The sequence below is a fragment of the Enterobacter sp. BIDMC93 genome (genome assembly GCF_001037805.1).
GTDB classification, from domain to species: domain Bacteria; phylum Pseudomonadota; class Gammaproteobacteria; order Enterobacterales; family Enterobacteriaceae; genus Enterobacter; species Enterobacter hormaechei_C.
On record NZ_KQ089962.1, the window covers coordinates 2674353 to 2697394 of the forward strand.

Below are 23042 nucleotides of genomic sequence, written 5' to 3' on the forward strand. Positions count from 1 at the left end.
TAAGGAGAATCTGATGAAAAAATACCAGCGTCTGGCGCAACAAATTATCTCGCAGATTGAGCTTGGCGTATGGTTGCCGGGCGATAAGCTGCCTTCTCTGCGAGAGCAGGTGGCAAGCAGCGGCATGAGTTTTATGACCGTGGGCCACGCGTATCAGATGCTGGAAAGTCAGGGGCGCATTGTTGCCAGACCGCAGTCAGGCTATTACGTTGCCGCCCGCCCGATCACACACCAGCCTGCACCGCCCGCGCAGGTGATGCGCGATGAAGTGGTCGACATCAACACCTATATTTTCGACGTGCTACAGGCCAGCCGCGACCCCTCCGTTGTCCCTTTTGCCTCGGCGTTTCCCGATCCGCGCCTTTTCCCGCTTCAGCAACTCAACCGATCGCTGGCTAACGTCAGCAAAACGGCTACCGCCATGAGCGTGATCGAAAACCTGCCGCCGGGTAACGTCGACTTACGTCATGCCATTGCCCGTCGCTACGCTCAGCAGGGAATGAATATCTCCCCGGATGAAATTGTGATTACCGCGGGCGCGCTTGAGGCGCTCAACCTCAGTTTGCAGGCTGTGACTGAACCAGGGGACTGGGTTATCGTTGAAAACCCCTGTTTTTATGGCGCACTCCAGGCGCTTGAACGTCTGAAACTGAAAGCGCTGTCGGTTGCCACTGACGTGCGTGAGGGCATCGATCTCAGTGCCCTTGAGCAGGCGTTAAATGATTATCCGGTGAAAGCCTGCTGGCTGATGACCAACAGTCAGAACCCGCTCGGCTTCACGCTGAGTGCAGAGAAGAAAGCTCAGCTGGTGGCCTTACTCACCCGGCATAACGTCACGCTGATTGAAGACGATGTTTACAGCGAACTCTACTTTGGCCGCGAAAAGCCGCTTCCGGCAAAGGCCTGGGATAAGCAGGATATGACGTTGCACTGCTCCTCATTCTCCAAGTGTCTGGTGGCCGGTTTCCGTATTGGCTGGGTGGCGGCGGGAAAACATGCGCGCCGTATTCAGCAGTTGCAGCTGATGAGTACGTTGTCCACCAGCTCTCCCATGCAACTGGCGCTGGTGGATTACCTGGCGACCAAACGTTACGACGCCCACCTTCGCCGTCTGCGACGCACGCTTGCTGAACGCAAACAGCAGGCCTGGCAATCGCTTTTGCGTCATATGCCTGCCGGCGTCAAAATCCATCATAACGACAGCGGCTATTTTTTATGGCTGGAACTGCCTGAACAGCTGGATGCGGGGCGGTTGAGTGAGAAGGCGTTAACCCATCAAATCAGCATTGCGCCCGGCAAGATGTTTTCCACCTCCAATATCTGGACACCGTTTTTCCGTTTCAATACCTCATGGGGCTGGGGCGAGCGGGAAGAGCAGGCGGTCATCCAGCTGGCGGGGTTAATCCGCGAAATGATGCTGCACCCAGTCACACCTTGATGAAAATTCCTGAAGCGACATAACGCGCAGTCTACCTTTAGTAAGGGAGCGCGGATTGGTAACGTGACGTTGTCACGTTTCTGCCCGCCAGAACGTGTGCTGACAGCGAAAACAATGTCGATTTCAACAGGACGATGCTATGCAAAATCAATTGCTGATTAATGGTGAACTGGTGACCGGCGAAGGTGAGAAGCAGGCGGTTTATAATCCTGCCACGGGTGAAGTGCTGCTGGAGATTGCTGAAGCGTCGGCAGCACAGGTGGACGCTGCCGTCCAGGCTGCCGATCGCGCGTTCACAGAGTGGGGACAAACGACGCCGAAAACGCGCGCCGAATGTCTGTTGAAACTGGCTGATGTGATAGAAGCCAACGCTGACGCGTTCGCAAAAGTGGAGTCCCTTAACTGCGGGAAACCGCTGCACTGTGTTCAGGGAGATGAGATCCCGGCCGTGGTCGATGTGTTTCGCTTCTTTGCCGGGGCCGCCCGCTGCCTGAACGGGCTGGCTGCCGGAGAATACCTCGAAGGACATACCTCAATGATCCGCCGCGACCCGGTTGGCGTTGTCGCCTCTATTGCGCCCTGGAACTACCCTCTGATGATGGCGGCGTGGAAGCTGGCGCCCGCGCTGGCGGCGGGAAACTGTGTCGTCATCAAGCCGTCTGAAATTACCCCGTTGACGGCGCTGAAGCTGGCGGAACTGGCGAAAGATATCTTCCCGCCAGGCGTGCTGAACGTGCTGTTTGGTCGCGGAAAAACCGTAGGAGATCCGCTGACCGGCCACGAAAAAGTCCGTATGGTTTCTCTCACCGGCTCTATTGCTACCGGAGAACATATTATCGGGCATACCGCATCTTCAGTTAAACGTACCCATATGGAATTGGGCGGAAAAGCCCCGGTCATTGTCTTTGACGATGCAGATTTGGATGCCGTGGTTGAAGGCGTGCGTACGTTTGGTTTCTACAATGCTGGTCAGGATTGTACCGCAGCCTGTCGTATCTATGCCCAGAAGGGGATTTACCCCGCGCTGGTCGAAAAGCTGGGCGCAGCCGTTGCCAGCCTGAAAATGGGCGCGCCGGACGATGCGTCAACCGAGCTGGGACCGCTCAGCTCCGCAGCGCATCTTTCCCGCGTTTGCGCTGCCGTGGACGAAGCCAAAACCCTTGGACATATCCGCGTCGTCACCGGTGGCAGTAAAAGTGAGGGGGCAGGATATTACTTCCAGCCAACGCTGCTGGCCGGGGCGAAGCAGGAAGATGCGATCGTCCAGCGAGAAGTGTTTGGCCCGGTGGTCAGTGTGACAGAATTTGAGGATGAAGCGCAGGTGCTGAACTGGGCTAACGATTCGCAATACGGCCTGGCCTCGTCCGTCTGGACAAAAGACGTCGGACGCGCCCATCGCCTCAGCGCACGGTTGCAGTATGGCTGCACCTGGGTCAATACCCATTTTATGCTGGTGAGCGAAATGCCGCACGGCGGGATGAAGTTATCCGGTTATGGCAAAGATATGTCGGTCTACGGACTTGAGGATTACACGGTAGTCCGGCATGTCATGATCAAACACTAAACCCTCATGCCCGGCGCAGTGCCGGGCGATTCAGCTTACCAGCCACAGACCTCGTGTTCATTTTCCGTATCGTAGGCGCGAACGGTGTTCACCAGATCCTTCACGACATCTGCCGCGACGTCCGGGATCAACAGCTCCATTGGCGCTTCTGTTTCATAATCCACCGACACGCCGTTGCTGTTGTTGGTGACGGTCACGGTATAGGTAGCCTTACCCATTATCTACTCCTTATGCGTATTGACCACTTTACCGATGCCCGCACCGCTGAGCGTGACGGCAGGATCCGCAAAAAAGTCGATATTAAAATAGGTGTCGTCGGTCAGTAGCTCAATGCGGTGCCATTTTTGCGGTGGGGAGATGCCAAAAGAACCGGCCTCAATAACCACTTCCAGATCGGGCTCGGTGGCGTCGCCATCGGCAAAGCCAAAGTAACGCACCGCACCCTGCATGACGGACAACCGACCGTACACGCCGGCTTTGGTGTTGTGATGGGTAAAAAGCGCTTTTGGGGCGGTCTCTTTATTCCAGAACGGCGTCGAGCGGGTATGAACAAAGTTTTCAGGAATACGTAACATAATAGTTTCCTTCATGTTGGCGGGCGCTTAAAGGGACTTAAGCACCTCAGGTTCAACAAAGAATTCAATATTGAACAGGGTGTCGTCGGTCATCACCTCAATGTGGTGCCATCTCTCTGGCGGGAAAACGCCGAAACGACCCGCTTCAATGACGAGCTCGCTGTCAGGCTCAGAGGTAAATTCATCAGCATAGCCCAGATAACGCACTGCGCCACGCATCACCGACAGGCGAGGGTAAACGCCCGGGCGCGTGCCCGTATCAAGGTGACGTTTAAAAATGCCGGCGGGGGCCGTTTCTTTGTTCCAGAAAGGCGTGGAACGGGTGTGAATGCAACTCTGCGGAATGCGTAGCATGTTTCCTCCCTTAAAAGCCTGCTGTTATTAAACTGCTTTCTGCGGGGATGAATTTATCAATAAGTGCATTTAATATGCATCTTATCAATAATAACCGTTTTGCTTTACCCGGCGTTGTTACACAAGGTACTCAGTTGTTATTATCCTTAGTATTTAAGTGGTTATGATGTAACGAAAAAACTTGATCTGTGTCAACATATGACGCATATTGCGTGCGGTTATTTTTCGGCTCAGGTAAACAGAATGACGTTGTATCAAAAGATGTTGGTGTTCTACGCAATCATGGCCTCCATCTGCGCATTAATCACCTGGTTCCTGTCTAAAGATCGTAAACGTATTCGCCTGTTGAGCGCATTCCTGGTGGGTTCCACCTGGCCGATGAGCTTTCCTGTTGCCCTGTTGATCTCTCTTTTCTGAAGCACGCTTCCAGAATCGGCATCCAGACATAGCATTCCATACATTGAGGCTGTATAAATATACAGTCCGTCATACATGGAGTGCTTATGAACAGTTTCTATTCGCAGCAAGCAGGCTGCACTGTGCGCTGGCAGGATCTTCCCGGTTTCGGTGACCCGGTTGTGTTTATCCACGGGTTGGGCTGTGCATCGTCGTATGAATATCCTCGTATTGTCTGTGATACCCGTTTCGGGGGGCGCAGAGCCATTCTGATCGATCTTCCCGGTAGCGGTTACAGTGACAAACCTGACAACTACCGTTATCGCACGAGCGAACAGGCGCAGGTGGTGGTTGAACTGTTAAACCATCTCGCCCTGGATAGTCTCTGGCTGTATGGTCATAGCATGGGGGGGAGTATCGCGATCGAAACGGCAGCACTGTTAACGTCGCGCGTTAAGGGCCTGATAGTATCTGAACCCAATTTTCATGCGGGTGGCGGGATGTTCAGCCGAGCAATTGCGGCCCAAACGGAACAACATTTTCTGGCTCAGGGCTATGATGACATGCTGCGGGCGGAAACGTCGCCGTGGGCTGGAAGCCTTCAAAGCAATGCCCCCTGGGCCGTCTGGCGCGGCGCAACAAGCCTGGTCGAGGGCGTTAAACCTGACTGGGCACACCTGTTCTTGTCATTGAGCTGCCCGGTAATGTTAGTTTTTGGTGAGCGCTCCCTGCCTGATGACGATTTTATTCGCCTGCAACAAAACGGCGTTGCTGTAAAAATTATCCCTGATGCGGGCCATTCAATGTCCTGGGAAAACCCGTCAGCGTTGGCTCAGGCTTTGTCTGGCTTCATAAACGGCTCATGAAGGGGTAGCCCGCATTGCTGCGGGCTGCAATGATTAAGACAGCAAGGCAGACAAGGCTTTCCGCGCAGCAGGCTGAACGTCATACGGGCACTGATAATCCATGTTTTCAATCGCGCGGGTGTAGAGCGCAACCAGCCAGTCATAAACATAGGCTGTCGCCGCATGGACAGGCTGCTCGCCAAGTCGGGTAAGACGGGGAGAAGCGCTGCTCACAACTGGCGTCACAAAAATTGGCTGACCTTTGCGGATCCGGCTTGCAGGCCGTTCAGAAACGGGCGTCATTTCATAGCCAAGCCAGCTAATGAAATTGCCTGTCGCGGCATGCAGCTGCGCGGCACTGCTTTTATCTTTTTCTGCAATGCGTTGCAGTTGCAGCGGCAGATCCAGCCGGTAGCTGGTAACGATCAGCACATCCGCAATCTGCTGTAATACCTCTGCGTCCAGGCCCAGACGGGCAGCCGCCGCGTCGTTGCGACTCCACTGACGAAGATGGTTAACCCACACGTTATGGGCCAGCCGCGCCTTGTCTTTGGTCTGCAACGCGCCTGGATTTTCCTGCGTCTCTTCCGCAAACAGATCGATAACATCGTTAAACAGGCCGTTGACCTGTTCCTCACGAGGCTGGTGAACGGTCAGCAGCGTCTCAAACGCGTTTAACGGCGGCAGAAGCCCCTCAAGCAGTTCACCATGACGAGCGGCACTGCCTTGCAGCGTTCGGACCATTTTTTCGGCCTGTGCCCGCCCTGCGCCTGGCTCCTGAGTGAGAGGCGCGACATATGGGCGCATCAGCGTCGACACCGACTCTTGTAACAGCCTTTTTAGCGCGCGGAGACGCTTCTGGCGCTGTGCCGGCAGGGTAGCCTGCGACAGCCACTCAATCACCCGCTGCATGCTGTGGGTATCGAGCGCCTGGAGCGTGCCCCAGCGCAGGCCCGGCTGGCCCAGCAATTGCTGCACCGCTTCGTCCAGATTCTGCTTTGTGGTAAACCGCGCATCATGAGGGGTAATGGCCCAGACCAGCCCCGGCAACGCGGATTCTTCAACCGGCTGCGTCTCTTTGACCCAGTTTTGCAGGAGCCTTGCCGTTTTCGCGGTCTGCTGGTGGTGCGCCGTCGCATTGCAGATAACCAGGACATCCGGCTGAATGTGCTGACGATAATGATCCAGCAACCACAGGCATTTTGCCTGCATCATCAGCGGCGTGTTTTCCTCAGAAATGACAGGGATATCAATGACGTCAACGTTATCCAGCACGCAGTTCTCAACGGGCAGCACCACTTCGCGGGTCAGAGATGCCAGTACATCGACGGGCAGGCTAATGGCGTTAAGCAGCTCGCCGTTTTTTACCGGATGAAGCAGTGTTTCCTGTGCTTCCGGCAGGGTAAACGCCCCGTGCGTAAGGAAGCCTTCGCAGGGCAGACCAAAGCTGTCCACCAGCAGACTCAACGGCGCCGCAAGCGCGCTGGCATGGCTGGTTTGATGCAGCACCTGGGCGAATTTAAGCCACTGCTGGGTTAACTCCTGCTGCTCACCCCACAGCAGAGACCAGACGCTGGCGCGGGTGCTGAGATCAAGCGACGGAACCAGCAGGGCAAACTGGTGCCACAGGGCATCATCAATATGCTGCTTAGCGCCGGGTACTACGCTTTGCCAGAACCGGGCAATGGTCGCGACTTCCCGCGCCGTCATTCCCGGCACGCTCTGCGGTTGACGCAGCGCCCGCCACTTCTCAAGCCGGGCTTCAATCACCGATTTATCCACCGCGCGGATCTGCGGATCCAGCGTGGTGCGCGCGATAAACAGCTGTACCAGCTCGGCCTCCGTTACCAGGCGCAGGCGTAAGGGAAACGCGTCGTCTGCGACCTCGCGGGACGCTCTGCTGAAACGCACGGCCATGTTGGTCGGTGCATGCCCGGGGTTAATATGCGAGAAGTAATCAAACGTGCGTTGACCCGGCGTAACGTTCAGCCGTTCGTCCCCGCTGCCGCAAAGTGCAGCCAGCAGGTGCGCTTTCGCGGCCTGCGAGTGGCCATATAAGCCGATACTGCCCTGGCTGACAAGGGCGCAATCGAGCGCCTCTTCACGCGCGCTTACTGCGTTAAGGCGGGCAAGCAGGGCGTCGGCTTCGTTATCCAGCATCGGGGCGTGCTGTCGCGTCTCGTTGATCCACCCGATTAAGGCCTGAGTGGTGGCAGTCGTCGCAGTCATTTGAGGTATACGCTCCCGCTGTCGATCCAGTAGTGGCTGCCGCTGTGTCGGCGATCGGCCAGAGTATTCAGTTTAAAGGTCAGGGCATCCGGCGGCACTGGCGTGCCGTCCTGTAGCCAGGCATCACTCAGCTCGAAAGATTCCGGGCTTTCCTGCTTAGTGCCGCCACGCAGCTTCAGGCGCACGTTCAGTACGCCGTCGCCCGCAATGGCTTTCGCCAGCTCGGCTGAGTTGATGCTCAGGGTATAGAGCGGCGTCGCGGGCCAGCGGGCATTGGCCAACTGCCGGAAGCCGAGCGTAACGTTGCCGCGCAGCGGGAAGTGCAGACGGGCGTCCAGTTTCGCGCCGGGTTTATCGAGGTCGATATCGTGATACCAGACGTTCTCGTCCCGCAGGGTATTGATCGTGTTATCCAGCACGCCCAGATAGCGCACCGTAGAGTACGCGCCGATATCCGCTGCTTTAAAGTTAAATCGCGGCAGACGAAGATCCAGCGCCAGGCTACAGAGCATCGCTCCCACCGCAGCGGTGGATTTCGGGTTGCCGATCCGTCCCTGCTGGCTGAACGGATACCATTCATGAACCTGGTATTTATCCAGCCAGACGATGCGGTTGACGGGCACCGGTTGCAGGTGGCGAATCAAGGCCTGAACGCCCGGCAGACAGCCCGGCCGTCCCGTGATAAGCAGGATATCGCAGCTGTAATGAGAGATCGCCTCACATACCGCATGAAGCGGGGCGGCAAGCGTGAACTGACCCGCCAGCATGGCGTCCCGCATCTCCCGGAAGCTGACGTGCAGCGGTACGCTGAACAGATCAAAGTGTTCTGAGCCGGCAGGCAACGCATGGTCGATCGCCTGCTGGAGATAATTCATCACGTTGCGCGTCGGTTTTTGCGCAAGCAGATCGCCAAAGTTGGCATGCAGCCCGGCCAGCGGATCGTCAACATCGCTCGATTCCCACGCCGCCAGGATCGCGTGACCGATCGGCATAAAGAGCTGAAGCGCCGTCTGCTGGCGCAGGACCGCCTGGGTATCTATCCGCCCGGAGTCACCGAACAGGGATGCCATCAGCTGGGAGGCATCGGCTATGCCGGATTTCTGAAGCTGGGTTTGCAGGGCGGGCAGAACGTAGCGCTGGATCACGTCCAGCAGCGTGTCGTCGCCAGCGACCTTGAACCCTTCGCGGAACAGCAGCTGCGGGGTGATTTTGACGTTATTCCCGGAACCATCATCTAACTGATAGTGCGTGATGGCCATATCCGTCGTGCCGCCGCCGATATCAATCGAGGCCACGCGTAGCGCACGCCCCGGCTGGACGCCAGGCTCAGGCGCGCGATCCGGACGGGCGAGGGAGGCGAAAAAGGCCTCGGTCTGGCCACCAAAATGGGAAATGGCTTCGTTATACAGCCACACCAGCTGGCCGCAGCTGGCCTCGTCCCACTCCATCTGGATCTCAGGGACCGGCACCACGCTTTTTTCCTGCTGCTTGCGGCTGGCAAAATCTTCATCCTGCGGGTGCCAGCCCATCGCCTTCCAGACGATGGCGATGGCTTCGAACATGCGGCGACGGAAAATCTCGCGCTCCTGTTTCGGCATTGCCGAAGGCAGGGTGAGGATCAGCGTCCGCAGCTGGCGGGGAGAGGCCGGGAAGCCGAGCCGCAGGCGGGTGGCCACGCTGTTAATCTGGCCAAGCGCCTGAGCCAGCAGCTCGCAGAGCATGTGCGTCATCAGGGTGCTGCGGCTGTACTGCGGAGAGAACACCGGCAGGCGCTCATCCTGCGGCAGCGTAAAGAGCGGTTCCCCGTCGTCGTTCATCAGGTTCATTAGCGGAAACGCAGTTGCCAGCGGTTCGCGCTGGGTTTTGCTGTTCATCTGGCTAAAGCGCCAGTCCTGCACCACCGGCGTCTCGTCCCACAGATAGCGACGTGGGCTGGAGATGCCGCTGTTGCCTTCCGTGCCCAGACGCTGCATCGCCAGCTTACGCGCTTCATCACCCACGCGGACAATCGACGGCCAGACGAACGCATCCTCCCGGCCGCTTTCCACGGAGAAGTGCTGTTTGCCAAAACGCGCTTCAGAAAACTCAAGTCGGCTGGTAAACAGCGGCTCATTCAGGAACTGCGGCTCACTCAGAGATCGTACCTGAAGTTCAGCCGTCTGACGCAGGCCGTCGTTGGCATCACCATGATCTTCAATAATCACGCCGCAGGTATGGGTGTTGCCTACGTCAAGGATCAAATCGACAGGAATAGCAGGGGTGCTCAGGGTATGGGTGACAAACTTCACTTCCGGCACGGTGAGTTGTTCACCGAGCATGGAGAGCAGGTTGAGCCAGTGCGCCTGATATTCAAAGCTGCGCATGGCCTGATGCAGCTCGCGCTCGGAGCGTTTTTCAACCCCGTCGGCAAACTGCGTGAAGGCTTCGCGCAGCCAGCCGTCAATCCAGGTCTGGTCGAGGAAACTCTCAACCTCACTGTCGCGCCAGGCGAGCGCGAAACGCGTGCCGTTCAGGATATCGTTTTCAACCGGCGACAGGGCAGACGTCGCATGCTCTGCAATCTGGCTGTCGAGCGCGACGGTGACCCGGTGCGTATTGCCAGCTGCGTCGGGCGTGGAAAGCTTTCGTACCTGGACGCGCGCCCAGTTATCCGGGCCTTCAACAAACGTCCGTGGCGGGTTAAAGCGCAGGAAAGGGATCGGCAGCCAGACGCCGTCCAGCACGGTCAGGGAGTCATGCAGTGGAATGGTGCTTTCAGGCTTGACCACTTCCGGCTGCCCGCCATCGGTGGCAGGGAGCGTGTACCGGCCGTTAACCAGGTCAAAATCCAGACGCAGCAGCGGGCCATTTGCCGTTTTACGCACGAAACGCCCGTTGCTGGCGGTGTCCTGCGGAGTCAGGCCAAAATCGAGAAACTGCACGCCGCTGTTAGCAATCAGCGTCACGCTCTGTTTATAGTCGCAAAGATTAACCAGCATAGGATCAAACACCTGCTTTCTTGAACGTCAAAGGAACGACGGTGTTGGCATCGTAACGTGCGGTACATTCCGCCACATCGCTGGCACCTGCCTTACAGGTCACTTCCGGCATCGGATAGCGTGAACCGTCGGTGCAACGAGCGTTTCCGCGCGTTTTGATCAACAGCTCGCCGTTGCTGTGTAATCCGGAAAAGACGTCTACCCGGCAGACAATGTTGTCGCCATGCACGACCCGGGCGAAACCTTTATTGTTCTGGATCTGGTAGCGCAGCGACGGCGGTTTGCCGGTGAGTGGATCCTGCACATCGAGAAACGCGCGCCAGGTGCCGTTCAGGAAGCGCGTTAACCCCGCTTTGACCTGGTTTGCCTCCATCACCATCGCATCTTTCGGTATCGCGGTAATGACCACCGGTTCGGCTGCCGGGGCAGGCGTTTTCACCTTCGGCTCTACCACTTCGGCCTGGTGCAGCGGGAGTTTCAGTTCAAGCGGCTCAACCGTCTTTATGGGGGCCGGAGCAATGGCGACGGGTACTGGCGCTGGTGTGGCAACAGGCGCTGCGATCGGGGCCTGTTTTGGCCAGAGCAGCGGGGTGGCGATGGCTGCAATAATGACGGCGGCAACCGGCAGCAACCACAGGGGGGAGCAACGTTTTTTCTGTATGGCCGCCGGTGCGGGCTCTGGCGGCGCGGCGTTCATGCGCACCGGCTCTGGCGTATACAGCTCATCGTCGGTGATACGGACGGTAGCCGCAGGCGTAATAAGCGGCGCGTCGGCCTGCTCAAAAGTCACCACCGGGGCCGGTTCTGGCTCCGGTTCAGGTTCAGGTTCGTTAATCATCTCGGGTGCAGGTTCAGGGATCAACGATTCACGCAGGCAGTCCAGCACGTCGTCGCGCGCGTTTTCGTTAAGGTTGACGAAGCCCCAGAAGCAGATCACCGGCTTGCCATCCACGAGGAAAACAAAGTTTTCACCGGGAAACTGAAAGGCTTTTGAGAGCAGAGAGCCAAACAGTTGCTGCGCCGTTTTCGGTGACTGAAGGCATTTTTTACTCAGCGACTCCACGCTGGCGAGCGTGTTTTCCAGATAGCGCAGGGCGCGATAACGATCATCTTCATCCGCCGCCTTCCAGCTGGAGACGGTTCCCTCAACCGGGGAGTACCAGTCAACGCGATCGCCGCCGTCGTTGACCTGAGGAATGGCCAGGCAATCAACAATAGCCTGCTGTTTGCGCAACCGAAGCGCTTCGCGGATTTGCAGCGCTGATTCAAAAACGGCCTGTCCGCCGCCGCCAACGGCCTGAAAATCATCCAGATTACCGCTGCGTAAAAGTGTTTTTGCCACGATTTGGTCCTGTAGACTTCTTCACGCCATTACTGTAACGAAACAGGTAAGCAAGCAAACGGCGGAGGAGACGACAAAAGGGACGATTTCTTGCGGCATTGATCGTGACGGTTGTGCTTGACGAATAATGAACCTTAAGGCAAATCGGTTTCTGCGGGCTGATGCTAAAACCAGCGAAATGTACGGCTTTAGAATAACCTGATAGTGATTCGTTATTTGTCAGGCCAAAACGTCTGTGCTGTTATTACTGTTCACTATAATAAAACCGAAAGGGTAATAACCATGTCTACAGGGAAAACCGTGCTCGCCCTCACGCTGAGCGCGCTGCTACCGGCAAGCGCCGCATGGGCGGCAAACAAAGACACCATTATCTACTGCTCCGAGGCATCGCCGGAGTCGTTTAACCCGCAGATCGCCAGCTCTGGCCCCTCGTTTGTCGCCAGCTCGCAAACGCTGTATAACCGTCTGATTAACTTCGACCCGGTAAAAAACACGCCGGTGCCTTCTCTGGCCGAGTCGTGGACCATTTCGCCAGACGGCAAAACATACACGTTTACCCTGCGTAAAGGGGTAAAATTCAACAGCAATAAATACTTCAAACCGACCCGTGATTTTAACGCTGATGACGTTATTTTCTCCGTTATGCGTCAGAAAGACCCTAAGCATCCCTATCACAATGTTTCCCAGGGCAATTACGAATACTTTAATGACGTGGGCCTCGACAAGCTCATTCAGGATGTGAAAAAAATCGACGATTATCACGTCCAGTTCACGCTGAGCGAACCCAACGCGGCGTTCCTGGCCGACTGGGGAATGGACTTCGCCTCGATCCTCTCTGCCGAGTACGCGGACGCGATGCTGAAAAAGGGGACACCTGAAAATGTGGATACCTGGCCAATCGGCACCGGGCCGTATGTGCTTCAGCAGTACAAGGTGGATTCGCTGATCCGCTACGTCGCCAACCCGAACTACTGGGAGGGAGAGGTGCCGACCAAACACCTGATCTTCTCCATCACGCCAAACGTTGAGACGCGTCTGGCGAAGCTGCAAACGAACGAATGTCAGATCATTCCTGCGCCGTCGCCAGTGCAGTTTGAAGCGATCAAGAAAAACAAAGACCTGACGCTGCACTCGGTGGATGCGCTGAACGTGGGGTACCTGGCGTTTAACACGGAGAAAAAACCGTTTGATAACGTGCTGGTGCGCCAGGCGCTGAATTACGCGACGGACAAAAAGGCCATTGTGAACGCGGTCTTTATGGGGTCTGGTACGGTCGCTAAATCGCCGATCCCGCCGAACATGCTCGGCTTTAATAAAGACCTTAAGGATTACGGCTACGATCCGGAAAAAGCGAAAGCGCTGCTGAAGCAGGCGGGTCTGGAGAAGGGCGCGGAAGTGACCCTCTGGTCCATGCCGGTTCAGCGTCCGTACAACCCGAACTCGCGACGCATTGCGGAGATGATCCAGGCTGACTGGGCGAAAGTGGGCGTGAAGGCGAAAATCGTCTCTTACGAGTGGGGGGAATATCTCTCCGGCATGCGTAAAGGCGAGCATGATTCCGCGCTGTTCGGCTGGATGTCTGATAACGGCGATCCGGACAACTTCGCCGATGTGCTGCTGGGTTGTAACAGCATCAAAACCGGATCTAACGCCGCGCGCTGGTGTGATAAGGGGTATGATGAGCTGGTGCAAAAGGCCAAACTGACCAGCAACCCGGACGAACGTGCGAAGCTGTATGGCCAGGCACAGGAGATTTTCTACCAGCAGGCACCGTGGATTGCGTTAGCTAACGGCAAAACGTTCTACGCGACCCGCAGCAACGTGACCGGGTACAGCGTGAGTCTGATGGGCAGTGACTTCTCGAAAGCGAAGCTGAACTGATCGTATTCTTGCCGGGTGGCGGCTATGCCTTACCCGGCCTACAGTTACCACCCGTAGGCCCGGTAAGCGTAGCGCCACCGGGCATTTGGAAAGGAGTGACAATGTCACATTTAAACGATGTTATCGCCCGCGTCGATGCCGCCATCGAAGAGAGCATAATTACCCACATGAACGAACTGCTGATCGAATTAAGCGACGATGCAGAGCTCAGCCGTGAAGATCGCTATACCCAGCAGCAGCGCCTGCGTACCGCGATTGCGCATCATGGTAAGCAGCATAAAGAAGAGGCGGAGGCGCGCCTTGCCCACCTCACGCAGGGTGGGACTATCCTGTAAGGGTTAAAACTGGCGCCGTGCCACCAGCCAGGCGCCGACCACCAGCATCACTGCGCCGCAGACCGGGCCAACCAGCGCCCTCAGGGGGACACCGTTGCTCTTGAGGATGTCCATCACCAGGCCGCCAATCAGCTGGCTTGCTACCAGCACGGCAATGGTCGTTGCCGCGCCCACATTCTGATACCCGCTAATACTGGCAAAGACAAAAAATGACCCCAGCAGGCCGGGGATCAACGTCCACCAGCGCACCGTTGACGCCAGTTCGCTAAACCCCGCCAGGCCATTTTTCACCAGCAAAATGCTGACAAACAGCACAATCCCCACCAGCGAGTTCAGCAGCATGGCGATAAGAATAGTGGAAGAGGATTGCGTAATGCGCACCATCAGGGTGTTTTGTACCACCAGCCCAATCCCGGCGGCCACCAGAAACGCTAACGTCAACGATTGATTCATGGCAGAGCATCCGGATCGCTGCGCTCATCGAGCTGGAGTTGCATAAAGGTTAAATCCAGCCAGCGACCGAATTTGGTTCCCACCTGCGGCATATTACCGGTGGTAACAAAGCCCAGGGTTTCGTGCAGATGAATCGACGCCTGGTTCTGCGCCTCGATACCGGCAACCATCACATGTTTACCAATCTGGCGGGCTTCCTTGATTAATTCCGTCATCAGCAGCCGACCGATGCCTTTGCCCTGGTGATCGGGATGAACGTAAACCGAGTGCTCCACCGTATGGCGAAAACCGTCGAACGCTCGCCAGTCGCCAAATGAGGCGTATCCCGTCACAACACCTTCTTCTTCACTGACCAGCACCGGATAACCCAACAGCGTGCGCGCCTCAAACCATGCAATACGGTTATCGGTGTCGACAGTTGTATCGTTCCAGATGGCGGCGGTGTGCAGCACCGCATGGTTATAAATTTCACCGATAGCGGCACAATCTTCTTTGCAGGCATGACGAACGATCATGGTTAACCTCTGGCTGTGTTGTTTACTATAGTAGTACGATTCACTCACAATATTACACAGTTCTTGTGTTGCATCGCTACGACAAAATCCCTATTTTTTTGTCACCAAACTGCCCCGAAAAACCATCCGTACACTATAGTATGACGTCATGAACACAATGACAGACAATATGAATCAACGCATTAGCGCCCGCATACGCCTTGAACGCGAGTCGCGGGGCTGGTCATTAAGCGAACTGGCCGAACGGGCAGGTATTTCACGCGCCATGATCCATAAGATTGAACGGGGGGACAGTAGCCCAACGGCGACGCTGCTTGCCCGGTTATCCGGTGCCTTCGGTATTAGCATGTCTACGCTCATTGCGCGCGCGGAAATGCAGGAGGGCAAACTGTTACGTCTGGCGAACCAGCCCGTCTGGCGCGATCCGCAAACCCACTATTTACGTCGTCATGTGTCGCCGCGCAGCGATATGCCTATTGACCTCGTCCAGGTGGAACTGCCCGCGGGCAGCGATGTGCCGATGCCCGCCTCCTCTTATGCGCTGGCGCGACAGCTGATTTGGTTGCAGGCAGGTGAACTGGTCTTTCTGGAGGGGGACACCCGCCATGAAATGAAGGCCGGAGATTGTCTGGAACTCGGGCCGCCGAACGACTGCCGGTTTATTAACGAAACGGATGAATCGTGCCTTTATCTGGTCGTGCGGCTTAATCAGTCCGGCTCATAATGCAAAGGCGATCCGCAGGATAACGTGCCAGACTTGAATGACATTTTCAGCTGTAAGGAGCGATGAATGAGTCAATCAACTACGCAAAACCGACGCTGGGTACTGGCTTCCCGTCCACACGGCGCACCGGTTGCCGAAAATTTCCGCCTGGAAGAGCAGCCGATCCCCTCGCCCGCAGAGGGGCAGGTGTTATTACGCACCGTATGGCTCTCGCTTGATCCGTACATGCGTGGCCGTATGAGCGATGCCCCATCCTATTCACCTCCTGTCGAGATTGGCGCGGTGATGGTGGGCGGCACGGTAAGCCGCGTCGAGACCTCCCGCCATCCGGATTATAAAGAGGGCGAGTGGGTTCTGGGCTACAGCGGCTGGCAGGAGTATGAACTTTCCGACGGGAAAGGACTGGTCAGGCTGGGCGAAAACCCGTCGCACCCTTCATGGGCACTCGGCGTGCTGGGAATGCCGGGCTTCACCGCGTATATGGGGCTGCTTGATATCGGCCAGCCTCAGGCGGGGGAAACGCTTGTCGTGGCGGCAGCCACGGGGCCGGTCGGCGCAACGGTGGGGCAGATCGGTAAAATCAAGGGGTGCCGGGTTATCGGCGTGGCCGGCGGGGAGGAGAAATGCCGTCATGCGGTCGACGTGCTCGGTTTCGACGCCTGCCTGGATCACCATGCGGATGATTTTTCCGAACAGCTGGCGAAAGCCTGCCCGCAGGGCATTGACGTGTATTATGAAAACGTCGGCGGTAAAGTCTTTGACGCCGTACTGCCGCTCCTGAATACCTCCGCGCGCGTACCTGTTTGCGGACTGGTCAGCGGCTACAACGCGACCAACCTGCCGGATGGTCCGGATCGCTTGCCGCTGCTGATGGGGACCATCCTCAAAAAACGCATCCGCATGCAGGGCTTTATCATCGCTCAGGACTATGGTCATCGTATCGACGAGTTCCAGCAGGAAATGGGACGCTGGGTGAAGGAAGGCAAAATTCACTATCGCGAGCAGGTCACCGAAGGGCTGGACGCGGCGCCGGAGGCGCTGATTGGGCTGCTGGAAGGGAAAAACTTCGGCAAGGTCGTGATCCGCGTGGCGGCGGACTAAACAGAGCATCGGTTATGGCGGGCAAAGTCCGCCATAATTATTTGTGAAGATACGATATATTGTCTTTAATTAATCCATAAGCATTGCGCGCCATCGGCCCAGCTGAGCCAGAAGTGGTAAACGTAATATTAATTGAACAATTTTTATTTTAACGCGCGCCCTTCATACCAGGCATGACGATACAGGATATATCAAACCGGCGATGTTTTTTTAAACAGTCGCTGAAAATGGCATTTTGTTTTGGCTACGGGAATTAAACATGCTTGATTTGGAAAACCTGGAAAAAGCACAAAGAATCAGTCTGACGATGCAAGTTGAGAACAGTTTAAAGGGAGCGTTAATTACGGGCTCATTAAAACCTGGGGCTCGACTCATCACGAAAGAGATTGCGGATAAATTAGGCACCAGCATCACACCGGTGCGCGAAGCCCTGCTGCGCCTGGTGTCGGCAGGCGCATTACAGGCCACGCCTGCTCAGGCGTTTTTGGTGCCAGAGGTTACGCTGGAGCGTTATAACGAAATTAACGCCATTCGAAAACAGCTTGAGCCGATGGCCGTTGCGGCGGCGTGTCAGAATATGACCGAGACCAAACTGGATGCATTACGCGCGCTGTCAGATAACTTCAGCACCGCCATGCATCAGGGCGACGTGCAGAAGGCGATCCATGCCAACCGCGTGTTCCGGTTTACGCTTTATCAGTATGCCGAAATGCCGACCCTGAACTCGCTGATTGAGCAGCTCTGGGTACGGATTGGTCCGTGTATCAACTACCTGCACGAAGAGATGAAAGATATCCCTGCAACGACTTACCATTATGCCGATCTGCTTTCTGCGCTTGAGCAAAGGGACGTGACGGCCAGTCGGGAAGCGATCGACCGAGCCATTGATGAAGCTAATATCCTCCTGCAACGGCAATACTACAGTTAAGGATCGCACTGGCGCACTTATTTTTTTATTCGTTTTAAACTTCCCTGAGTATATTCCCGGCGCTTAAGGCTACCGGGAATGATGTTATTTTTTACCGGCAACGTGCGCTGCCGGAAAATGTTTTACTCAAAGCGATAAGAGACCGACAGGCCCACTCCATAGTTACGGCCAGGGGCGGGTTCGTAATAGCGATTGTAGCCAGCGTTAACAATCTCTGAACCGACGTACTCTTTATCAAACAGGTTATCGACGCGACCAAAGATGTCCATTCCCCATTTGCCGTAATTGAGTTTATACCCGGTATTCAGACCGACCACGGTATAAGAGGGCGCTTTGGCGGTATTGGTGTCGTTTGCCATCACGTCGCTCATGTAGCGGGCATCTGCCCCCGCGTACCAGCCTTCCTCAGGCTCCCAGCCAAACGACGTATACCCCATGTTACGGGCAATCCCCGGCATCCGGTTGCCGCTACAGTCTGCATTGCTACAGACGTTGGTACGGTAGGTCGCATCGAGATAGGTCCACGCCATTTTCAGCTTCCAGTTTTCGGCAAACTGCTGGTCGAGCGCAATTTCCACACCCTGACGGCGCGTTTTCCCCGCATTTTTGTAGGTAGTGCGACCATCTTTGTTTTCGTCCACCACGATCTCGTTGTCGGTATCCGTGCGGAACAGCGCCGCCGTCAGGATGCCATTGCCGATGCGGGTTTTGCTGCCAATCTCATAGGTGTTATTGGTTGACGGTTGCAGATTAATATTGAGGCCGCCTTTGCCATCAGAACGGTAGGAGAGTTCGTTGATGGTCGGGGTCTCAAATCCACGTCCCGCCGCGGCATAAAGGTTCCAGGCGTCGGTCACGGCGTATTTCACCGCACCAGCCGGGAGCCATTTATGGTAGCTGGCGTCACCGCTGTCATCGCCGTTTTGCGGGGTAATGTAATGATCGTTGGAGTCAAACCAGACGGAGCTGTAACGCACGCCCGCCTCAACGGACAGCTTTTGCGTGAGCTGCCACTGGGTTTGCAGGTAGGGATCAAGGTTCCACATCAGGTTACGTTCGTCACGGCGTTTGTTACCCTTCACGCCAAAATCCGGCACGCCGTTGTTCATCACGAAGTTTTCATACCCGCGGCGATTTTCACTCATATTTTCGTAGTTAAGGCCGGTGGTAAACGTTACCGGCACCAGCAGCTCGCCGCGGTGGGTCCAGCGGGTATCAATACCCTGATAGTGGCGCTGCATATCAATTACGCCGCCCGAATGCGCTGGATTTTCAGTCTGCGTGGTATCCGGAATGGACTGGTACTGGGTCATTTCACGCTCACCGGCGTACATCATCACGCTGAGGTCGTCCTGTTCGCTCAGCTGGCGGTCGTAGCGGATCCCGGCCTGGGTCTGCTTAATGGTTTTACGCGTATTGTATTGATCGCCACGGGGTGACTGGCGCGGGTTGTTCTGCCACTCCTGATAACTCAGTCCGCCCGGATCGTTGGCTTTCATGTCCACGCTGTTAAAAATCAGCGTTAGCTTGCTGACATCATCAATGCGCACGCCCAGTTTCGCGTTGGCGAGGTTTTTCCGTGCGCCGCTGTGGTCGCGATAGCCATGGGTGGTGAAGCGGGTGGTGGATACCGCATAGTCCACATCCCCAGCCTGAGTCCCGTCGCCCACCGCACCGGTGGCCTTCATGCCGTAACGCCAGGTGCCGTAGCTGCCGTAATAGCTGCTGGCTTCAATTGTGGCTGGCTGTTGTCCGGTCTGGGTGTTGATGTTGATCACGCCGCCGGAGGCATTGCCGTACAGGGCAGAGAAGGGGCCGCGCAGCACGTCGACGCTCTGAATGCTGTTGAGGTCAATGTTAGACGTCTGCCCCTGGCCGTCGGGCATGGTTGCCGGAATGCCGTCCACGTACATGCGGATCCCGCGTACGCCGAAGGTCGAACGCGCGCCGAATCCGCGAACGGAAAGTTGCAGATCCTGAGCATAGTTCTGGCGGTTCTGGATTTGCAGGCCAGGTACGCTCCCAAGGGATTCAGAAAGGTTGATGCGCGGTGTGGCATGTCGCATATCCTCGCCGCTCACCACGCTGACTGCGGCCGGGGTGTCCAGTTCGGAGACGGTTTGCGGCGTGGCGCTGACGATCAGGGTCTGTTCATCCGCGGCCATCGCACTCAGCGGGCCAAAAATGACGGGAACGAAGAGCAGTGGTAGTGATGCCTTACGGGCAGTAATAATTTTCATGGAGTAAACCGGTTAAGAAAAATTCGAACCAAATCAACTGGAACCTGTGTATATATGTTAAATCCTTTGTAAATGTTATGAAAACTATAACCGCACATTTCGTGAATGTAAGGTTTTGAAGGAAAGAAATACTCCACATTCAACTCATTAATGATTACTATTCTCATTAAAATAACGGCAAAGCGATGACTTTGCCCACCGGAAGTGATGTCAGCGGTAAATCTCCTCATTTAAAAAGGAATTGTTATGTCTTTACGTCATCTGTGCTCGCCGCGCCTGCGTGGGTCTCTGCTGTTGGGCTCTTTACTGTTTGCCGGTACGTTCCAGGTTCATGCCGCTGAAGAGATGCTGCGCAAAGCGGTCGGCAAGGGCGCGTATGAAATGGCCGTCAGCCAGCAGGAAAACGCGCTGTGGGTTGCGACGTCACAAAGCCGCAAAACCGATAAGGGCGGCGTGGTCTATCGTCTGGATCCGGTCACGCTGGAAGTGACGCAGGCGATTCATAACGATCTCAAGCCGTTTGGCGCCACGATCGATAACGCCACCCAGACGCTGTGGTTCGGTAACACCGTCAACAGCGCCGTGACGGCGATTGACGCCAAAACGAGCGAGGTGAAAGGGCGCCTGGTGCTGGACGATCGCAAGCGTAGCGACACGGTGAAGCCGCTTCAGCCGCGCCAGCTGGTGGCCGATGACACGACCAATACGGTATACATTACCGGCATCGGCAAGCAGAGCGTGATCTGGGTTGTTGATGGCGCAACGCTGAAGCTGAAGGACACCATCACGAACACCGGCACGTTCAGCACCGGGCTGGCGCTGGATGCGAAGGCAAAACGCCTGTATACCACCAATGCGGACGGCGAGCTGGTGACCATTGATACGGCAACCAACAAAATCCTTAGCCGTAAAAAAGTGCAGGATGACGGAAAAGAGCACTTCTACCTGAACCTGAGCCTGGACACTGCCGGCCAGCGTGCGTTTGTGACGGATTCAAAACAGCCAGAAGTGCTGGTGGTGAATCTGAAAGATGGTAGCGTGATGCAGAAAATCGCCGCGCCAGCATCGCTGGCCGTACTGTTTAACCCGGCGCGTAACGAAGCCTATGTGACGCACCGCGAGGCGGGCAAGGTGAGCGTGATTGACGCCAAAACCTACAAAGTGACCAGGACCTACGATACCCCGGTTTACCCGAACAGCCTGGCGCTGTCTGCGGACGGTAAAACGCTGTACGTAACGGTGAAACAGAAATCAACCCGTCAGCAGGAAGCGACCCAGCCTGACGATGTGATTCGTATCGCGCTGTGATGGTGGAATTGCCCGGTGGCGCTGCGCTTACCGGGCCTACAAAACCATGACATGTAGGCCGGGTAAGGCGAAGCCGCCACCCGGCTTTTTTATTAACGCGAGGTTTCTTCTACCAGCGGTGCGTCGTGCTTTTCATCGTCGTGATGAAGCGGCGCGGTGCTGTGGATCTCGTGAACGCGCTTACGCACGCCGAACCAGCCAGCAATCAGCAGAACCGCCAGCAGTGGAATCGTCGCGATGGTGTAAGTACCGTTCGGGTAGTCAAACGCCATCAGTACCAGCACGCTGAACAGGAACAGCAGGGTGAGCCAGGAGGTCACCGGTGCGCCCGGCATCTTGAAGCACACATCAGCCGCTTTGCCTTCTTTGATCGCTTTGCGCAGACGCATCTGGCAGACCACAATAAAGGCCCAGGAGGCGATAATCCCCAGTGCAGCCACGTTCAGAACGATCTCAAATACGCGGGACGGCACCAGATAGTTCAGGAACACGCCAAAGACGTAAACCACCAGCGTGGCCAGAATCCCCGCATAAGGAACCTGCTGCCTGCTCATCTTCGACATAAACTTCGGCGCAGAGCCTCCCATCGACATGGAGCGCAGGATACGGCCCGTCGAATAGAGCCCGGAGTTCAGGCTGGAGAGCGCGGCGGTCAGTACCACGATGTTCATGATGCTGCCCACGTACGGCACGCCCAGCTTAGAGAAGAAGGTTACAAACGGGCTTTGCCCCGCCTGGTATGCATTCCACGGCAGCAGCAGCACCAGCAGCACCACGGAACCCACATAGAACAGACCGATACGCCAGATCACGCTGTTGATGGCTTTTGGCACCATCGTCTGCGGATCTTTACATTCGCCTGCCGCCGTACCGACCAGTTCGATGGAAGCAAAGGCGAACACCACCCCCTGCACCAGCACCAGCGCAGGCAGCAGGCCGTGCGGGAAGAAACCACCGTTATCGGTAATCAGATGGAAGCCGGTTGCGTTACCGTCCAGTGGTTTACCGGTACCGAGGAATACGGTTCCGACCACCAGGAAGATCACAATGGCCAGCACCTTCACCAGTGCGAACCAGAACTCCATCTCGGCGAACCATTTCACGCCTATCATGTTCATGGTCCCGACAATTGCCAGCGCCCCAAGGGCGAAAACCCACTGCGGCACATCGCCAAACGCGCCCCAGTAGTGCATGTACAGCGCAACGGCGGTGATATCGACGATACCGGTCATCGCCCAGTTAACGAAGTACATCCAGCCCGCGACATACGCGGCTTTTTCACCAAGAAACTCGCGGGCGTAAGAGACAAAGCTGCCGCTGGAAGGGCGGTGGAGTACCAGTTCGCCGAGGGCGCGAAGGATGAAGAAAGAGAAGATCCCGCACACCAGATAGACCAGGGCGAGAGCGGGGCCAGCCATTTGCAGACGTGCGCCTGCACCTAAAAACAGACCTGTACCGATAGCGCCGCCGATGGCGATCATCTGCACCTGACGGTTGCCCATCGCCTTGTGATAGCCCTCTTCATGAGAGTTCAACCAGCGACGTTTCGCAGCATGATGATCGGCTGCGCTTTTATTGCTTGTTTTCATTGAGTTACCTGTTTGCCTGTCTGAACCATTAACGTGATAGTCCTGCCTGGCAGATGTCGAAACAAACGATTGCTTCTGCGCAGACACATGCTGCCTTTCCAGTCATTCTGTGTATGGATAAGGCAAAACATGGCGAGGCATCCTACCCGCAATTGATAAGCGACGCAAAATATAACCGTGCCGAAAGTGATGCACGTCGAAGGAAATCATGTGGTCAGAGCAGACGGGGATCACAACGCGCTGAATC

20 protein-coding genes are annotated in these 23042 nt (G+C 56.2%); 10 read left to right on the forward strand and 10 right to left on the reverse strand.

All coding sequences use genetic code 11. The annotated features are described in order from the left end of the window. Window positions 1-13 precede the first annotated feature (13 nt). Entirely contained in the window at window positions 14-1438 is a 1425-nt protein-coding gene (locus SK58_RS12535) for an aminotransferase-like domain-containing protein (RefSeq protein WP_032103602.1), read from the forward strand. Window positions 1439-1577: 139 nt separating this feature from the next. After that, window positions 1578-3002 carry an aminobutyraldehyde dehydrogenase gene (gene patD / locus SK58_RS12540; RefSeq protein ID WP_023303800.1) on the forward strand — a complete coding sequence of 475 codons (1425 nt, stop codon included), beginning with the start codon at window positions 1578-1580 and terminating at the stop codon, window positions 3000-3002. 35 nt (window positions 3003-3037) lie between these two features. On the opposite strand, the gene SK58_RS12545 is transcribed toward patD, so the two are convergent. Genes SK58_RS12545 through SK58_RS12555 form a run of 3 tightly spaced genes read right to left on the reverse strand, consistent with a single transcriptional unit; the run spans window position 3038 to window position 3931 of the window. Continuing rightward, window positions 3038-3220: a DUF1869 domain-containing protein gene (locus SK58_RS12545; protein WP_003856955.1), complete on the reverse strand. Its 183-nt coding sequence runs from the start codon at window positions 3218-3220 to the stop codon at window positions 3038-3040. A gap of 3 nt (window positions 3221-3223) precedes the next feature. Further along, window positions 3224-3577 (reverse strand): TehB family protein, encoded by a 354-nt coding sequence (locus SK58_RS12550; protein ID WP_003856958.1) that lies wholly within the window; start codon window positions 3575-3577, stop codon window positions 3224-3226. Between the two features lie 27 nt (window positions 3578-3604). After that, complete coding sequence (locus SK58_RS12555) at window positions 3605-3931, reverse strand: TehB family protein (RefSeq protein WP_023303799.1); 327 nt, start codon at window positions 3929-3931, stop codon at window positions 3605-3607. Between the two features lie 243 nt (window positions 3932-4174). On the opposite strand from SK58_RS12555, the gene SK58_RS12560 reads away from it, so the two are divergent. Both SK58_RS12560 and SK58_RS12565 read left to right on the forward strand, forming a co-directional pair. Then, window positions 4175-4348, forward strand: a complete 174-nt coding sequence (locus tag SK58_RS12560; RefSeq protein WP_003856960.1) for a GhoT/OrtT family toxin — start codon at window positions 4175-4177, stop codon at window positions 4346-4348. 86 nt (window positions 4349-4434) lie between these two features. Next, entirely contained in the window at window positions 4435-5193 is a 759-nt protein-coding gene (locus SK58_RS12565; protein ID WP_017382270.1) for an alpha/beta fold hydrolase, read from the forward strand. A 33-nt stretch (window positions 5194-5226) separates the two neighbouring features. Here the strand turns inward: SK58_RS12565 and SK58_RS12570 are convergent, their stop codons facing one another. Genes SK58_RS12570 through SK58_RS12580 form a run of 3 tightly spaced genes read right to left on the reverse strand, consistent with a single transcriptional unit; the run spans window position 5227 to window position 11721 of the window. Continuing rightward, window positions 5227-7401, reverse strand: coding sequence for a virulence factor SrfC family protein (locus SK58_RS12570; RefSeq protein ID WP_048219995.1), 2175 nt, complete (start codon window positions 7399-7401; stop codon window positions 5227-5229). Further along, the gene (locus SK58_RS12575) at window positions 7398-10379 is read right to left on the reverse strand and encodes a virulence factor SrfB (RefSeq protein WP_017382272.1); all 2982 of its coding nucleotides are present in this window, start codon (window positions 10377-10379) and stop codon (window positions 7398-7400) included. The genes SK58_RS12570 and SK58_RS12575 overlap by 4 nt, the downstream gene beginning before the upstream one ends. 4 nt (window positions 10380-10383) lie before the next feature. Beyond that, entirely contained in the window at window positions 10384-11721 is a 1338-nt protein-coding gene (locus SK58_RS12580; RefSeq protein ID WP_048219997.1) for an SrfA family protein, read from the reverse strand. Between the two features lie 282 nt (window positions 11722-12003). Between SK58_RS12580 and SK58_RS12585 the strand changes: the two genes are divergently transcribed. Together SK58_RS12585 and SK58_RS12590 are read left to right on the forward strand one after the other, a co-directional pair. Then, a complete protein-coding gene (locus SK58_RS12585; RefSeq protein WP_048219999.1) occupies window positions 12004-13602 on the forward strand; it encodes an ABC transporter substrate-binding protein in 1599 nt (532 codons plus the stop codon). A 101-nt stretch (window positions 13603-13703) separates the two neighbouring features. Next, entirely contained in the window at window positions 13704-13937 is a 234-nt protein-coding gene (locus SK58_RS12590; protein ID WP_048220001.1) for a YdcY family protein, read from the forward strand. Window positions 13938-13940: 3 nt separating this feature from the next. On the opposite strand, the gene SK58_RS12595 is transcribed toward SK58_RS12590, so the two are convergent. Together SK58_RS12595 and SK58_RS12600 are read right to left on the reverse strand one after the other, a co-directional pair. Next, complete coding sequence (locus tag SK58_RS12595; RefSeq protein WP_015570448.1) at window positions 13941-14390, reverse strand: DMT family transporter; 450 nt, start codon at window positions 14388-14390, stop codon at window positions 13941-13943. Further along, the gene (locus SK58_RS12600) at window positions 14387-14905 is read right to left on the reverse strand and encodes a GNAT family N-acetyltransferase (RefSeq protein ID WP_015570449.1); all 519 of its coding nucleotides are present in this window, start codon (window positions 14903-14905) and stop codon (window positions 14387-14389) included. Before SK58_RS12600 ends, SK58_RS12595 begins: the two co-directional genes overlap by 4 nt. 148 nt (window positions 14906-15053) lie before the next feature. Between SK58_RS12600 and SK58_RS12605 the strand changes: the two genes are divergently transcribed. The 3 genes from SK58_RS12605 (at window position 15054) to SK58_RS12615 (ending at window position 17658) form a co-directional block, all read left to right on the forward strand. Further along, entirely contained in the window at window positions 15054-15629 is a 576-nt protein-coding gene (locus SK58_RS12605) for a helix-turn-helix domain-containing protein (protein WP_017382277.1), read from the forward strand. Between the two features lie 66 nt (window positions 15630-15695). Next, window positions 15696-16730 (forward strand): NADP-dependent oxidoreductase, encoded by a 1035-nt coding sequence (locus SK58_RS12610; RefSeq protein ID WP_045329906.1) that lies wholly within the window; start codon window positions 15696-15698, stop codon window positions 16728-16730. A 259-nt stretch (window positions 16731-16989) separates the two neighbouring features. After that, window positions 16990-17658, forward strand: a complete 669-nt coding sequence (locus SK58_RS12615; RefSeq protein WP_003856981.1) for a GntR family transcriptional regulator — start codon at window positions 16990-16992, stop codon at window positions 17656-17658. 122 nt (window positions 17659-17780) lie between these two features. Here SK58_RS12615 and pqqU read toward each other — a convergent pair whose 3' ends face one another. Continuing rightward, complete coding sequence (gene pqqU, locus SK58_RS12620; RefSeq protein WP_047056846.1) at window positions 17781-19898, reverse strand: TonB-dependent receptor PqqU; 2118 nt, start codon at window positions 19896-19898, stop codon at window positions 17781-17783. A gap of 246 nt (window positions 19899-20144) precedes the next feature. Between pqqU and SK58_RS12625 the strand changes: the two genes are divergently transcribed. Beyond that, window positions 20145-21206 carry a 7-bladed beta-propeller protein YncE gene (locus SK58_RS12625; protein ID WP_048220003.1) on the forward strand — a complete coding sequence of 354 codons (1062 nt, stop codon included), beginning with the start codon at window positions 20145-20147 and terminating at the stop codon, window positions 21204-21206. A gap of 92 nt (window positions 21207-21298) precedes the next feature. On the opposite strand, the gene ansP is transcribed toward SK58_RS12625, so the two are convergent. Next, window positions 21299-22795 (reverse strand): L-asparagine permease, encoded by a 1497-nt coding sequence (gene ansP / locus SK58_RS12630; RefSeq protein ID WP_015570454.1) that lies wholly within the window; start codon window positions 22793-22795, stop codon window positions 21299-21301. Window positions 22796-23042: the final 247 nt, after the last annotated feature.